The sequence below is a fragment of the Eximiradius proteiniborus genome (assembly GCF_058546985.1).
The window spans coordinates 1986143-2001702 of the sequence record NZ_CM178592.1 but is presented as its reverse complement, the minus strand read 5'-3'; the positions used below and the strand labels follow the sequence as shown (position 1 = coordinate 2001702).

17 protein-coding genes are annotated in these 15560 nt (G+C 33.4%); 2 read left to right on the top strand and 15 right to left on the bottom strand.

All coding sequences use genetic code 11. The features are described from left to right. Window positions 1-25: 25 nt before the first annotated feature. Entirely contained in the window at window positions 26-1273 is a 1248-nt protein-coding gene (locus tag ACY2LT_RS08360; RefSeq protein WP_491815096.1) for an SO_0444 family Cu/Zn efflux transporter, read from the bottom strand. Between the two features lie 153 nt (window positions 1274-1426). Between ACY2LT_RS08360 and ACY2LT_RS08355 the strand changes: the two genes are divergently transcribed. Continuing rightward, complete coding sequence (locus ACY2LT_RS08355) at window positions 1427-2413, top strand: AAA family ATPase (RefSeq protein WP_491815095.1); 987 nt, start codon at window positions 1427-1429, stop codon at window positions 2411-2413. Between the two features lie 110 nt (window positions 2414-2523). Here ACY2LT_RS08355 and ACY2LT_RS08350 read toward each other — a convergent pair whose 3' ends face one another. The 3 genes from ACY2LT_RS08350 to ACY2LT_RS08340 all read right to left on the bottom strand — a co-directional run bounded on the left by ACY2LT_RS08350 (window position 2524) and on the right by ACY2LT_RS08340 (window position 4916). Beyond that, window positions 2524-2838 carry a hypothetical protein gene (locus ACY2LT_RS08350; RefSeq protein WP_491815094.1) on the bottom strand — a complete coding sequence of 105 codons (315 nt, stop codon included), beginning with the start codon at window positions 2836-2838 and terminating at the stop codon, window positions 2524-2526. Window positions 2839-2959: 121 nt separating this feature from the next. Then, a complete protein-coding gene (locus tag ACY2LT_RS08345; protein ID WP_491815093.1) occupies window positions 2960-4234 on the bottom strand; it encodes a sensor histidine kinase in 1275 nt (424 codons plus the stop codon). After that, the gene (locus tag ACY2LT_RS08340; RefSeq protein ID WP_491815092.1) at window positions 4218-4916 is read right to left on the bottom strand and encodes a response regulator transcription factor; all 699 of its coding nucleotides are present in this window, start codon (window positions 4914-4916) and stop codon (window positions 4218-4220) included. Before ACY2LT_RS08340 ends, ACY2LT_RS08345 begins: the two co-directional genes overlap by 17 nt. Window positions 4917-5076: 160 nt before the next feature. Between ACY2LT_RS08340 and ACY2LT_RS08335 the strand changes: the two genes are divergently transcribed. Further along, entirely contained in the window at window positions 5077-5928 is an 852-nt protein-coding gene (locus tag ACY2LT_RS08335) for a glycosyltransferase (RefSeq protein ID WP_491815091.1), read from the top strand. Between the two features lie 183 nt (window positions 5929-6111). Here ACY2LT_RS08335 and ACY2LT_RS08330 read toward each other — a convergent pair whose 3' ends face one another. From ACY2LT_RS08330 to map, 11 genes are all read right to left on the bottom strand, one after another. After that, a complete protein-coding gene (locus ACY2LT_RS08330; RefSeq protein ID WP_491815090.1) occupies window positions 6112-7665 on the bottom strand; it encodes a T9SS type A sorting domain-containing protein in 1554 nt (517 codons plus the stop codon). A 167-nt stretch (window positions 7666-7832) separates the two neighbouring features. Beyond that, complete coding sequence (locus ACY2LT_RS08325; protein ID WP_491815089.1) at window positions 7833-9314, bottom strand: T9SS type A sorting domain-containing protein; 1482 nt, start codon at window positions 9312-9314, stop codon at window positions 7833-7835. Between the two features lie 50 nt (window positions 9315-9364). After that, complete coding sequence (locus ACY2LT_RS08320) at window positions 9365-10900, bottom strand: T9SS type A sorting domain-containing protein (protein ID WP_491815088.1); 1536 nt, start codon at window positions 10898-10900, stop codon at window positions 9365-9367. Between the two features lie 18 nt (window positions 10901-10918). After that, window positions 10919-11212 carry a hypothetical protein gene (locus ACY2LT_RS08315; RefSeq protein WP_491815087.1) on the bottom strand — a complete coding sequence of 98 codons (294 nt, stop codon included), beginning with the start codon at window positions 11210-11212 and terminating at the stop codon, window positions 10919-10921. 532 nt (window positions 11213-11744) lie between these two features. Next, the gene (gene rplQ, locus ACY2LT_RS08310; protein WP_491815086.1) at window positions 11745-12479 is read right to left on the bottom strand and encodes a 50S ribosomal protein L17; all 735 of its coding nucleotides are present in this window, start codon (window positions 12477-12479) and stop codon (window positions 11745-11747) included. Window positions 12480-12510: 31 nt separating this feature from the next. Next, complete coding sequence (locus tag ACY2LT_RS08305) at window positions 12511-13518, bottom strand: DNA-directed RNA polymerase subunit alpha (protein ID WP_491815085.1); 1008 nt, start codon at window positions 13516-13518, stop codon at window positions 12511-12513. A 43-nt stretch (window positions 13519-13561) separates the two neighbouring features. Further along, window positions 13562-13942, bottom strand: coding sequence for a 30S ribosomal protein S11 (rpsK, locus tag ACY2LT_RS08300; RefSeq protein ID WP_491815084.1), 381 nt, complete (start codon window positions 13940-13942; stop codon window positions 13562-13564). A 44-nt stretch (window positions 13943-13986) separates the two neighbouring features. Further along, a complete protein-coding gene (rpsM, locus tag ACY2LT_RS08295; RefSeq protein WP_491815083.1) occupies window positions 13987-14364 on the bottom strand; it encodes a 30S ribosomal protein S13 in 378 nt (125 codons plus the stop codon). Window positions 14365-14376: 12 nt separating this feature from the next. Then, window positions 14377-14493: a type B 50S ribosomal protein L36 gene (gene ykgO, locus ACY2LT_RS08290; protein WP_491815082.1), complete on the bottom strand. Its 117-nt coding sequence runs from the start codon at window positions 14491-14493 to the stop codon at window positions 14377-14379. A gap of 21 nt (window positions 14494-14514) precedes the next feature. Next, the gene (gene infA / locus ACY2LT_RS08285; RefSeq protein ID WP_491815081.1) at window positions 14515-14733 is read right to left on the bottom strand and encodes a translation initiation factor IF-1; all 219 of its coding nucleotides are present in this window, start codon (window positions 14731-14733) and stop codon (window positions 14515-14517) included. 7 nt (window positions 14734-14740) lie between these two features. Next, entirely contained in the window at window positions 14741-15559 is an 819-nt protein-coding gene (map, locus tag ACY2LT_RS08280; RefSeq protein WP_491815080.1) for a type I methionyl aminopeptidase, read from the bottom strand. Between the last annotated feature and the right edge of the window lies 1 nt (window position 15560).

Below are 15560 nucleotides of genomic sequence, written 5' to 3'. Positions count from 1 at the left end.
CAGAATGAAAAAAGTGAGGAAATAACTATTTATTTATTTCAACGCTATAGCCCGCTTCTTCGATTAATTTTTTGATTTGGGCTAAATCGGGATTACCTTCAATTATTGCAGTTTCTGTTGCAAGATTAACTTCCACTTTTGAGGTACCGGGAACAGATTGAATAATTTTTGTAACATTGCTGACGCAATGATTGCAGTTCATTCCTTTCACTTTGAGAGTTATCATATCAATTTCCTTTGTTTTTTGGAAATACTTCCTGATATATATTCTATAAAAAGACATAGCAAGAAATACAAGAAAAACAACCGAAACCACAACATAGAAACTGTTTATTTCTGAGGTGTGGTGGTGTTGCGTAGAGGACAACTGCGACAATGGGTTCACACCCGAAACAAGGAAGATATAATCCAGCAGGTAGCCAAAAAGTATAGCGGTAATAATTAATAATAGCAAATAAGAAAAAGCAACTTTCCTGCCTAAGACTTTCATCAAAATTACGAAAGAAGCGGCATTTGTTGCAGGTCCGACAGCCAAAAAGACGAATGCTACACCCGGCGAAAAGCCTTTAGCAATCAGGCTCATTGCAATCGGAATAGACGAAGTAGCGCAAATATACATTGGCGCCCCAATTAGAATAACAGCGAGCATACCCGGCAAACCGTCCTGAATAATGCTACCGCTGAAAAAGTTGTCCGGAATAAAATACGTTATGGCAGCAGCAATCAAAAGTCCCAAAGCAAATTGTGGGGCAATATCATCTAAAAATTCAACGAACGAATATTTATAAAATGCGGAAAGTTTGCTTTTAATTGAAGTTTGTTTTTCATTCGGGGAATACTCATCGATAAACAATGCGTTGCCCGGCTGCTCTTTAATAAACATCCTGTTAATCAGCGAGCCGTTTATTATGCCCATAAACAGTGCTGCAAAGGGACGAAAAACAGCAAAAATTGGTCCCATCATTCCATAAGTTGCGATAATTGAATCGACGCCTGTCTGTGGTGTTGATGTAAGAAATGAAATCACAGCACCTTTGCTTGCTCCGCTTTTTGCAAAATATACAGAAGTTGGAATCACACCACAAGAACACAAAGGAAGCGGCACGCCAAACAATGAGGCTTTTATTATCGACGAACTGTTGTTTTTCCCCAAATGTTTTGAAATAGTCTCTTTTTTTATCAATAGATTAAGCAATCCGACAAATATCAACCCCAACATAATATAGGGCGACATTTCAACAAAAATCTGTATTAGAATATTTAAAAAATCCATTTTTAAGTTTAATTTTTTAAGTAAGACGAAAAATTTCTATTTATATTAGTTAATTTTTTTTAATATTAAAAAAATCGATTAATTTGCAAATTGTAACAATTACATAATTATAATAACGTCAATAAAAATTTGTTAATTTTTAAATGAATAAGTATGAGCGAAAGAATAAGCGATAAGGAAAAGATTGCGGAGCTTGCAAAAGCAATTAAAATGGTGAAAAATGAAATTTCAAAAGTAATAATTGGTCAGGATGAAATAATTGAGCAACTGATAGTATCCTTGTTTGCACGTGGGCATGTGTTGCTTATTGGGGTGCCCGGTCTTGCAAAAACCTTGTTAATAAGAACTCTGGCAAAAGCTTTGGAGCTGAAATTCAACCGAATTCAGTTCACACCCGACCTTATGCCCGGAGATATTAGCGGTAGCGAAGTAATAGAAGAAAATATCTCAACCGGTCAGAAGGAATTCCGTTTTATTCGTGGACCGATTTTTGCAAACATAGTGCTTGCTGACGAAATTAACCGAACACCACCAAAGACACAATCAGCATTGCTACAAGCAATGGAAGAATACGAGGTTACCGCCGGGGGCAAAACTCACAAGCTCGAGTTGCCATTTTTTGTGCTTGCAACGCAAAACCCAATTGAGCAGGAAGGAACATATCCATTGCCCGAAGCACAGTTAGACCGTTTTATGTTCAATATCTGGCTTGATTACCCGAGTTTCGAAGAAGAAGTGCGAATAGTAAAAACAACAACTGCTGAATGGCGTCCCGAAGTTGATAAAGTGTTGGACGGAAAATCAATCGTTGAGTTTCAGGATTTAATCCGTCGGGTGCCTGTAGCGGATAATGTCGTAGAATATGCTGTCGGGCTGGTGCGAGCGTCGCGTCCGAAGCAATCGAGTAGTAAATTCATCAAGGAATTTATCAATTATGGAGCTGGACCGAGAGCTTCGCAATATCTGATATTAGGTGCAAAATCTCGTGCGGCTCTTCAGGGACGATTCACACCCGATATTGATGATGTGCGAGCAGTTGCATTGCCGGTGCTTCGCCACAGAATAGTTACAAGTTTCAATGCTGAGGCAGACAATGTTTCTGCAGCAGACATAATCGAACAATTAATAAAAGAAGTATAAAAATTCAGTTGCATTAAGGCAATGCAAAAAAAGTAACAGATTATTTCAGAAATAAAAAAATAAAAAAGGCTGCTTCCCGAAAGAAGCAGCCTTTTATCTTTAAAGATATATTATTTCTTTTCTTTTTGTTCTTTGTTTTCTTCTTTAACTTTCTTTACTTCTTTTACAGTTTTTGGTTTTTCAGTAGCTGGAGTTGCTGGTGTAGCAGGTGTAGTAGTTGTCTTAGCAGCTTTTACTTCTTGTTTGGTTTCTGGTTTAGTAGCAGCTTTTTCAGTTGCAGCCGGAGCTTTTACTTCTTTCTTTTCAACAGCTTTTTCAGTCTTTTGAGCAGGTTTTACTTCTTGCTTTGGTTGTGGCTGAGCGTTTTGAGCAACTGCAGTGAAAGTGAATGCAAGCAGAGCAAGCAACATCACTTTGATTTTCATAATACACCTAAAAAATAATAAACATACAATTTAATTAATTATGTAATTAACTGCTGATAATTATGATGCAATTAATTACAATACAAAATTACGGTCAAATTCTGAAGATTTTCTGAAGATATCAACTATTTTTGGGAATAAAGGATAATTCAACAGTGTAGATATTATTATCATAGTAATTTTTGATTTTAATATTGTAGATGGTGCAAATTTTCTTAACAATTGCAAGCCCCAACCCAATAGATTCGTAAGTATCTGATTCTTTGTAAAATCTATCGAAAAATTTATCTAAACTTTTGGGTTTATCGCAATAATTACTAATAGAGAGAACCAAGTATTGCTCCTTTCTGGCAAAATATATCTTGATTGAAGAGTTTTCATAACTATACTTAATGGCATTGCTGATAAGGTTACTAATCAGAATACCAAATAGCGACTGATTAATTTCAATGTTGCAGTTATTTGGAGAATCGTTAATAAACTCTATACTTAAATTTCTAAATTGACCGAAACTTTCGAAGTTTTTTATAACATTATTTATTTCAATATTCATATCGACTTCTGAAACTTCGAAAACGTCTGTGTTTTCAAGTTTATTTAGTAGCAGAATAGATTTATTGATTTTTTCTAATTTGTTCAGATTTTTGAGAATAGCGTCCAGAAAATAATAATTATCGGCTGTAAGCTGGGTGCTTTGAAGAAGTAACTCGATTTTTGATTTGATGACAGAAATTGGAGTTTGAATTTCGTGGTTTAGTTCTTCAGTGAATTCCCGTAAAATCCGGTATTCTTTTTTAGCTTTTTCGGCAAGAAACGAAAGAGCATTGTTAAGCTTTTCGAACTCTATTATATCTGATTTTTTCAGATTCAGGTTTTTTGGGTCAGAAATAGAGAACTGTTCAATTTTGTTGATTGTATCATAAAAATCTGAAAGGACGTATCGCGAAACTCTTTTGTTAATTAAATAAAAAGTAAATAGAAGCAAAAGAATTCCAATAAAAATGACAAGTGCTATATCTAAGAACAATTCATTTTTTTCCTGCATAGAAGTGCGGGCTATGATTTCGTATTCCTGACCTTTAATATTGGCGTAGGTGGTTAGCTGGCGAAAAGGTTCATCTTCTTCGGTATCGTAAAATTTTATATAAACGTCCTCGTAAAAAGGAATTCTGTTTGGAATTGTGTCGGCTTTGTTGATAACAATAAATGGAGGATAATCGACGGCTCCACCCTGTTTCAATTCATTAACAACTTTCTTTGAGATGTTTTTTAATTGTTGGTCTGCTTCTTTTCTAATCGACCTATCGATTATGAAAAACAAAATAAGATAAATGAAAACAAATAACAGAATAGAATTAATTATAAAATACTTGTTTATTTTACTTAAAAGATTCATTTTTTATATTTAAGGAAAATTTATAACCAATACCATAAACAGAATGAATATAATCGGAGCACCCATTTTCAATTAATTTTTTTCGCAAATTTTTAATATGAGTATAGACGAAATCAAAATTATTGAAAATATTAGAATCTTCGCCCCAGACGTGCTCTACAATTGTTTCTTTCGTTAGAACCCGTTCTTTGTTAGTTACTAAAAACAACAAAATATCGTATTCTCTTTTGGTAAGGTCGATTATTTTATCGTTTATTTTGACTTCTCTTTTGTTAGGATCGATAGTAATTTCATTAATGATTATTTCGTTAGTGCCTTTAAAATTTTTTCGTCTGATAAGCGATTTAAGTCGTGCGTTGAGTTCAGCAAGGTGAAAAGGTTTTGTAAGATAATCATCAGCTCCGATATCGAAGCCAAGAATTTTATCATCGAGTGTGTTTTTGGCAGTGATAATAATTATACCACATTCTGGTTGCACCTTTTTTAGTATTTTGAGAAGTTCAAATCCTGAACCGTCCGGTAGCATTAAATCAATCAGAGCACATTCGTAGCTATGAGTAAGAATCAGATCTTCAGCTTCACTATAATCAAAAGCAACATCTATTTTGTAATTTTCTTTTGCAATATACTGCACAATAGATTTTGCTAAATCTTTTTCGTCTTCGACAAGAAGTATTTTCATAAGAATTTATCTATTTATTTGCATCAAAATTAATAAAAATATAGATAAATAATATTAAGCATGATTATTGTATTTTATTGAAGTATTTGGTTTAGCTCAATCTTTATGATTATTTTGTATAAAGATTGTATATTTGTAATTAACTAATAATAGAGAGACTATGAAAATATCGATAATAGTAACAGTCTTCAATAGATTGGCATATCTGGAAAAATGCCTATCGAGCATTTTTAATCAGAGCCTGAAACCTGATGAAATAATAATATGCGATGATGGTTCAAGTGAGGACATTTTAGGCTTTCTGAAAAGTATTTCAAAGAATACTGAAATAAAGATTAAATATGTAAGGCAAGAGCACAAAGGTTTTCGTGCCGGACGCAGCAGAAATAACGGAGTGGCTATAAGCGAGGGAGATATTCTTGTTTTTTTTGATTCAGATGTTATTGTAACAAAAAATTATTTGAAAACAACAGTTGATTTTTTACTGAAAAATAATAATTATTTTATTAGCAATTATCCGGTAAGACTAACTAAAGAGCAAACAAATCTACTGACATTAAACGAGGTAGAGACTTTTGATTTTAGAATAATTACTTTTAAGCAAAGGTTCAAAATAATCAGACAATATATTGAGGATAAATTTTATTCCGCTACAAACAGGCTGAGGAAGAGAAGCAAAAGAAAAGCACCAAAATTACGAGGTGGGTTTAGCGCTATATTAAGAAAGGATTATTTTGAAGTGAATGGATATGATGAGCGGTTTATTGGTTGGGGAAACGAAGATGACAATCTCGGCAAGCGATTATATATGAAGGGACTAAACGGTGCCAACACAGGACTGTTTGAATTTCCAATACATTTGTATCACGAACCATTTCATAATAATGGTGAGCGAGTAAATAAGAACATAGCTAATGAATTAAAGAAAGAAATCAATGCCGGGAATTTTAAAGCAGAATATGGACTAAATAACAGATATCAGCACGATGATGTGGAAGTTGTGTATTTATAACATAGTTGATTAGCACAAAATTTGAATAGCAAAAGCAATAAATGGGTTCCACCTATGAGGTGGAGCCCATTTAAAAAACTCATCCGATGACTTCAAGTCATCGGATGAATAAACAGCCTTCCGAAGGTTCACACAAAAACATTGATTTTTTAATAATAATAATTAATGTGAAGATTGAGGAATTTACCTTGATACACCAAACTTCCCTTTTATATTCAATTCAGGAATATAGTAAAAGTATATGCCGTTCTGCAAGTTACTAATAGGAACCAATATTGAATTATCATCTGTTTTTAATTTATATTCACTTACTTTATTCCCAATTACATTATATAAGCATAATGTAACATCGGTATAATAATTATCGGGTAAACTTATAGTTGAATAATCACCACTGAAATATTTTGAGATATTTGTATTTAATACTGTGTTGTTCTCTCTAACTGATGTCGGAAGGTTTATTATATACTTTTGTAGAGTAAGTCTGTTATTTTGATTGCACATTAATGTTAGATTATAAAACATTTCATTAGGCATAAGCTTTTGTTTCAGAAACAATTCATCGCAATCCAAACATTTAATTGTTGAACTTCCTCTAATAGGTTCTAAATGAGTTACGGCAGAATTAAAAAAATTGTTGTTGTTTTCACACAGATTATCGCCCAAAAACATATTTCGATAAAAATAAATTCTAAATGATGGTCGTGGTTCATAAATAAAACTGTATTTTCTCCAATCAGGTACTTCTCCCCATTGTGCTGTGTGCGTTGGTAATATCTCTAATTGATTAAGTTCAATGTTCACCTTGTAAAGACGTTCCGGTGAACTATTTTTCAATTTTGCTACAATAGTCCAAAAATTTTCAGCACTTCGCCACATATGAACAGCATCCTGAAGTAATTTATTAACAGAATCAGATAATCTGCATATTTCATGAAGATTTGAATCAAACACACTAATTATAAAATTATAATGGCAATCTATTTTATTATACAAGGTTAATACAGCGATTTCACCATTTTCAGCGATTTGAATTTGTTTAGCTTCAAGTGAATAATTATCGTCTTTAATATTTGTGCTATGAATGATTTCTCCGTTAGCAGTAAATTGAACAACTTTTACATATGACTTTTCACCATCGAACTTCTCTGTGTAGATACCTGTAAATACTTCCCCATAATTCTCTGCCGTCATATCCATATTTTCTGCTATTATCAAATCTTTGCCGAACGTTATTCCTAACTCTTTTTCGAAAATCACCTGCCCTTCTGTATTTACGTCTATTATTCTGATTCTGTTATGGTAATCGTCTTCTCTTTGTTGAAGAACTAATCTTAGATTTTCGCCCTTGTTGAACAGCAAATGACCTTTAGGTAAATAGTAGTTGTTATTATCTCCAAAACACACATTCCACTCTATGAAATCATCCCTATAGTCTCTGCCTTTATGGTTTTCAGTTCCATCAATAATTTTAAATAGTTTAAGTATACCGACATTACCAGTATCTATCAAAATATAAAGATAACCATCCTTAACTGTGAAGTTTGAAGCATAACCATTTGGCAAATAATTATCTCTATCGGTTACATAGGCATTTTTGTATGGCCACTTTATCCAGAAATTTTCCTCAAAAGGATCGCGAGTGTATTTTAACAGATAGTCATCAGATACTAATAAATTAAAGTTAAAACAAAAAAATATAATTATAATAATTGATTTAAGAATACCGGTTTTCATATTTCCTCCCTTTAGATTAATCTTGAGGATATTTAATGTCAATTTCGCAAAATCTCTTACAATCGCTAATATTTGTAACACATTGATGTGAAACAAAATATTAACATAAATTGATGTAGCGGATCTATTTTGAATGTAATAATTTCAAATGTAAAAAACAACAAAAATCATCTTAATATTCCAAATTTACCTCTAATATTTAATTTGGGGATATAGTAGAAATAAATACCACTCTGCAAATCGGTAATATCGATGCTAATCTTACTATCAATGATATTGAAATGTGAACTCTTAACTTTTATGCTATTTACGTTGAAAATTTCGCAATATATTGTTTCATTCGGTGCGGGCAATTTATTTACTTTTATATTTATTAAGGCATTATCTTGAAAGAAGAAATATTGATTGTTATTTTCAACAATGTTATCATCATTAATGCTTGTCAAAGTATCTTGCAAACTTATCTCATATATTTCAAGATTGTTACCAAAATATCCAGCCAAATAATAAAGATATTTGTCATACTCATATACGAAATCAATTCTATTGAATTGCGTTGAATTACTGCCTTTTATTTCGTAAGTTCTGCTCTCATCAACCGTTTGTAAAACTGTCCCAATATCAACAAAAATCTGGTTAATAGATGATTCGATTGAACACCAGTCTTTAAAATAGTCGAATATTTTTCTTTCAGAAAATTTAACAAAAAAGTCTTCATTTAAAAACATAAACTTGTTGAAATAAAATTGTCCATAATAACCTTTATTAATAAACATGGGACGGGTTAATGAATCAATTACAATGAAACCATTATCTCTTGCTGCTCCATAGTCGGAACCGGCTGTACGTAAATAACCAAATAAATCAAAATATCCATATACAATTAGTAGATTTTTATGGAGAACACTTTTAAATGTGTAAGAATAGATAGTATTCAAATTAGTATCTAATAAAACAGATTCAAAATTCCAATAGCATTTATTATTCTCTGTAGCAACTGATATACCTACTTCATTTTTCTTATTTAAAATTAGTTGATGAAGAGATGGATTGGTACTATTGAAAGTAATGTTTCTTTCAATTATAATCTGATCGTCGATAGTAAATTTATCAATTTTTATATATGAATTATTCTCATTGAAAACTGTGTAAGCACCAATTAATGTATCTTGACCGGCAAAATCGAATATCAAATCTATACCGAAATCAACATTTATCAATTTTTGTTTTATTATTTGACCATTTGTATTTATATCATAAATTTTTATGTTACATTTTTCATCATTTATTTTTTCTTTTATTGCTAATCTAATAATATCGCCTTCTAAGTATTTCATTTTTGTATTTTCTTTTAAGAAACCCATTTGGTTCGAATTAATATTTAGTTTCCATTTTATATAATCGTCTAAATATGAATTACTATAAGCATTTTTCTCAATTTTGTATAAACTTAAATTTCCATTCTCCGAAGAATCAATTAATAAGTAAAAATATTCATCTTTAACCAATAAATTTGATACATATGAATTTTTAAAATTATAACTATCTGATTTAAAAATATTTGTTATTCTAACCGGCTCAAATATACTATCTGCATAACAGAAATAATTTATTAATAGAGATATGAATAAAAAAACACTCTTTTTCATAATAATCCCTTTTTTATTATAAGCAAAAATCATTGTCAATATTGTGGACATTACCTTGATACACCAAACTTCCCTTTTATATTCAATTCAGGAATATAGTAAAAGTATATGCCGTTCTGTAAGTTACTAATAGGAACCAATATCGAATTATCATCTGTTTTTAATTTATATTCACTTACTTTATTCCCAATTACATTATATAAGCATAATGTAACTTCGGTATAATAATTATCGGGTAAACTTATGTCAGCAAATTCATTATTATAAAAATAAAATCTATGTTCTTCGTTATGAAAACTAATATCATTTTCTATAGAAGTTGGTAATGTAAAATAATTAATATCTATACAGAGTTTGTTTCTTATCAGACAACAATTATACACACTATCTCTTGAACGTTGCTTAGCTTTTATATTACGAATTGTTAAGTCATTTGAAGGCTCAGATGAATAAATCTCATTTCCAGTTGGAGTAATAAATTTGGACGCAGTAATCCAAAAAGTGGAATCAATATCACAAATAGTTTCTGAACTTTTCTTTCGAATTAACTGATAATAGTAAAAACGATATTTGGGATAAGGTTCGATTATTGTAGTAAAATGAACATAATCATATCTTACATCAAAACTAAAAGACCCGCCTACTTCAATGATTTCAAAAGAACCTAATTCATTAAATAATTTTAAAATCATATATTCTAACTTATTATCTGTCCTCAGGCGATATATTGCAAACAGCCATTGATAATTATCAACACTTCTCCACATATATACCATCTTATTGACTAAATCAATACTCGGATGATGGTATTTTCCTAATGGATTTAAGCTATTATCAAAAGTGCTGACTATAAAATTCCAGAAACAATTATATTTATTATAAATACTTACAACAGCGATTTCACCATTTTCAGCGATTTGAATTTGTTTAGCTTCAAGTGAATAATTATCGTCTTTAATATTTGTGCTATGAATAATTTCTCCGTTAGCAGTAAATTGAACAACTTTTACATATGACTTTTCACCATCGAACTTCTCCGTGTAGATACCTGTAAATACTTCCCCATAATTCTCTGCCGTCATATCCATATTTTCTGCTATTATCAAATCTTTGCCGAACGTTATTCCTAACTCTTTTTCGAAAATCACCTGCCCTTCTGTATTTACGTCTATTATTCTGATTCTGTTATGGTAATCGTCTTCTCTTTGTTGAAGAACTAATCTTAGATTTTCGCCCTTGTTGAACAGCAAATGACCTTTAGGTAAATAGTAGTTGTTATTATCTCCAAAATACACATTCCACTCTATGAAATCATCCCTATAGTCTCTGCCTTTATGGTTATTAAACCCATTGATGATTTTAAACAACTTTAGAACACCTACATTTCCTGTGTCGAGAAGAACATAAAGATAACCATTTTTTACAGTGAAATCGACACCATTCCCATTTGGATATATATTATCTCTATCAGAGACATATGCATATGCTTCCTTTACAGCATAAGCATTGAATTGATTGATAACGATTAAGCCCAGAAATAGCAGAAAAATACAAATCGCATTTTTTATCAACAACATACTTTTCATATTGTTTCTCCTTATAAATTATTCTTCTAAGTCTTGAAAGTCTGTTTCATTTATGATATCGCACAAACGCATACATTCAGAAACATTAATTGCTCCAACTGGTACTGAAATAGGACTAATTTTGTTATTTCTTTTTAAGTTGAATTGACATTGAATAATGTTTATTACATTAGTAGTATCACTGTATTCGTCATTTGAAGTAGGTAAAAAATGGCAATCACTTTCTCCTTTTAAGTAAACAAAAAACTTAGAACAAACAACATAAGAAATAAAGCTAAAGGCAACATTTACTTGTAATTGACTACATAGCATCCTCCTTTTAGAAATATGTTAAGAGATGTTAAATTAAATGCTTAGATTCTACTACAAAAATAATAACATTTAATAAAGAATAAAATTACATTTTTTTATTACTTTTTTTTATCATTCTCAATTCGGAACTATTTTGATTTAATTGATAGCATAATAAATTGTATCCGTCTTGCATTTCGATTGAATGTTATGCTATTGAGAAAAATCTATATTGGCAAATAATTGTATCGATTGTTGCGATTGTATCTTCAAGGATTGATATTTTGTTTTCGCGTGCCGAATTTTTCATACAAAGTATGCTCGCTAATTATTTATCATCCTATTATTTGTAAGCACATTAACAAATTATTGCTTGATTGCAGATGTTTGAAGTAAAGCAATTCCACACTCTTATTTTTATAAGTGGTATTATTGAAAGAATTGTTCTTTTTCAATATTTCTTTTTTTGCTTTTCATTTAATTTCAGATAAAACAAAAAAAGCGTCCTAAAGAACAGGGACGCTTTATTGCAAAATAATGCGTTGAAGATATATTATTTTTGTTCTTCTTGCTCGGCGGTATCGTCGAAAGAGATTTTTTGAGGTGCTTCCGGATTTTCAGAAGCTTGCTCTTCGTTGTTGGTTTCTACTGCAGTTGCAGTTGGTTCTTCGCTTGCGGAAGTTTCAGCAACTTCATTTGCGATTTCTTCCGGAGCTTCGGTTTTTTCGACAACTTCAGTTTCAGCAACCAGAGTTTCAACAGGTTTTTCTTCAACAACTTCTTTAGGAGCAGATTTAGCTTCATCTGCTTTTTTGGAAGCTGGTTTAGAAGCTTTTTTAGCAGCCTTTTTCTTTGATTTAGTGCTGAAAGCACCATCCTGCGGAGCAGACCAATCAACAAGTTCAATCACCGCAAGCCGAGCAGCATCACCACGGCGAGTGCCAAGTTTGATAATGCGGGTATAACCACCATTGCGGCTTTCAACAACAGGAGCGATAGCGTCGAAAAGTTCCTGAAGCACAGCTTTTTTGCGAATAACGCGACCAACAATACGGCGATTATGAACATCGACTGTATGCCCTTCGGGAAGCAATCCCTGACGTTCGCGCATAAGAGCAGTGCGGGCTTTAGTAATTAAGTGTTCAGCATAAGGACGCAATTCTTTAGCCTTAGCCAGAGTGGTGGTAATTTTTTTGTGTTCAAAAAGTGAAGTAGCAAGATTTGCAAGCAAGGCTTTGCGATGGCTTGCAGTTCTCTTTAGTTTTCTTCCTTTAACAAGGTGTCTCATTTTTCTATCTCAAATTAATCAATAATCAAAATTAATCAATAGCGTTTTTAGGTTCTTCTTTAAGATATTCTTCAACATTCATACCGAATTCTAAACCACAGAGGCGAACAACTTCTGCAAGTTCGGAGAGAGATTTTCTGCCGAAGTTACGGAACTTGAGGAGTTCAGATTCCTGAAGTTGCACAAGTTCGCCCAAAGTTTTGATATTAGCAGCTTTGAGGCAGTTGTGAGCACGAACAGAGAGTTCGAGTTCATCGACAGGGGTAAGCAGAATTTTGCGAAGTTTGTTCTTTTCAGCAAGTTTAACTTCTTCTTCTGCAGTTTCGACCTGTGGAATTTCTTCTTCGATAGCGCTGAAGTTAATAAAGTATTTCATATGGTCGCTTATGATTTTAGCAGCGAAGTGAACTGCGTCGCGAGCCGAGATTGTGCCGTCGGTACGAACATCAAGGACAAGTCTTTCGTAGTCTGTTCTTTGCCCGACGCGGTAAGGTTCGACGCTAAAGATAACATTTTTAATAGGTGTAAAAATAGCGTCAATAGGAAGCATACCGACAGGGAAATCAACAATTTGATGTTCTTCGGCAGGGACATAACCTTTGCCGCGACCCAAACGAAGTTCGACATCGAAAGAAGCATCATCCGCAAGAGTAGCGATATGATGTTCGGGGTTGAGGACTTCGATTTGAGGGTTAGCGTCCTGGATATTTTTAGCAGTCCATTCGCCTGGACCATTAACCTGGAAATAAATTCTGTTTAATTTTTTATCAAGAAGTTTGAAACGAACTTCTTTAAGGTTCAGAATAATTTCAGAGACGTCTTCGTTAATGCCGGGAATGGTTTGGAATTCGTGAAGCACATCGCTAATTTTAACACCAATAATAGCCGAACCTGGGATGGAAGATAGAAGCACTCTACGGAGAGAATTTCCGAGAGTAACACCATAACCAATTTCAAGAGGTTGAAGAATGAACCGGCCGTGGAAGTCGGATGTTTCTTCAATCTGAATTCTATCGGGCATTTGCATTTGAATATTCATAAATTTAGCGCCAGATTTAGTTAATCAAAATAAAAATACAAAATTAAACTCTTCTTCTTTTAGGTGGACGGCAGCCATTATGGGGGATTGGAGTTTTATCGATAATAGAATGAATTTCCAATCCAGCCTGAGTAAGAGCTCTGATTGCGGCTTCACGACCCGAGCCGGGACCTTTGACGACAACGTCAACTTTGCGTAACCCCATATCGTAAGCTTCTTTAGCAGCTTTTTCAGCAGAAACTTGCGCGGCATAAGGAGTATTTTTCTTACTGCCACGGAAACCGTTTTTACCAGCTGATGACCAGCAAAGCGAGTTACCATACATATCCGCGATAGTTACCTGAACGTTGTTAAAGGTAGCGCGGATGAAAGCTTTGCCGTGAATATCGGTTACGGTCTTTTTCTTAATTCTTTTCTTAGCCACAGATTCTACCTGTATTTATTTCAACAATAGTTAACAAAAACAAATTATTTCTTAGTTGCCTTTTTCTTGCCGGCAACAGTCTTTTTGCGACCTTTGCGAGTGCGAGCATTAGTGCGTGTGCGTTGACCGCGAACAGGCAAGCCACGACGATGGCGAAGACCGCGATAGCAGCCAATATCCATCAAACGTTTAATATTCATTTGGATTTCGCTGCGGAGCGCACCTTCAACTTTGTAATTATCAATTACCTGGCGAAGACGTGCAACTTCGTCGTCTGTCCACTCGCTAACTTTTTTAGTTGGTTCAACGTTCGCTTCCTGAAGAATTTTTTCAGCGGTTGTGCGACCAATACCATAGATATAGGTTAAACCTATAAAGCCTCTTTTGTTTTTTGGTAAGTCAATACCTGCAATACGTGCCACGTCTCCCTCCTATTAACCTTGTCTTTGTTTAAAACGTGGATTTTTTTTGTTAATAATATAGACCCGACCCTTTCTTTTAACAATTTTATCGTCGGGATTTCTTTTTTTAACTGATGCAGTAACCTTCATTTTGTATCTCTCTATATTTTGTTATTTATATCTGTAAATAATTCTACCTTTTGACAAATCATAAGGAGAAATTTCAACAGTAACTTTGTCGCCTTGCAAAATTTTAATAAAGTTCATTCTCATTTTACCAGAAATATGAGCGAGCACTTTATGTCCGTTTTCGAGGCGGACAATAAATTGAGTATTAGGCAATGTTTCCTCGATAATACCATCAACTTTAATTAAATCTTGTTTACCCATATTCCTGTTAATCTCTCAAAGTTAGAATAATTGCTTTATTTTTATCAACAATAACAGTATGTTCAAAATGAGCTGCTGGCATTTTGTCGGCTGTCATAATCGTCCATCCGTCGCTTGCAGTTATTATTTCTTTTCGTCCCATATGAACCATCGGTTCAATAGCCAGAGCCATACCGCTCATAAGTTTAACATTTGGGTACCGGCTACGATAGAGCAAAGGGGGCACAAAATTCGGGATTGGAGGCTCTTCGTGCAGACGGCGACCAATTCCGTGACCAACGAGCTCGCGAGTGAGCGAATATCCGTTTTTCTCGCAATGCTGCTGGACAGCATTTGATATGTCATAGACCTTTTGCCCTTCGATAGCGTTATCGATACCGAGGAACAGAGCTTCTTCGGTAACTAATAATAGACGTTCAACCGAAGTCTCTATTTTACCAACCGGATAAGTAACAGCACTATCGCCGTAGAAACCATCGAGTTCGGCACCGCAATCTATCGAGATAATATCGCCTTCCTTCAATTTGTAGTCGCCCGGAATACCGTGAACAACTACTTCATTAACGGAGGCGCAGATAGTGCCGGGAAATGGTATCAGGCTTTTATCCGGCTGATAACCTTTGAAAGCGGGGCGAGCGTTACGAGAGCGGATGCAATCTTCTGCAATTTCATCCAATTCTTTTGTAGTAACCCCGACTTTCACATAATTTTTCAAAGTACTAAGAGTATCAGCAACAACTCTGCAAGCTTTTTCAATTTTGCTAATTTCGTCTTTGGAGTTAATTTTTACTCTCACCTGATAATTGTTGCTGATTTTTTTATTCATT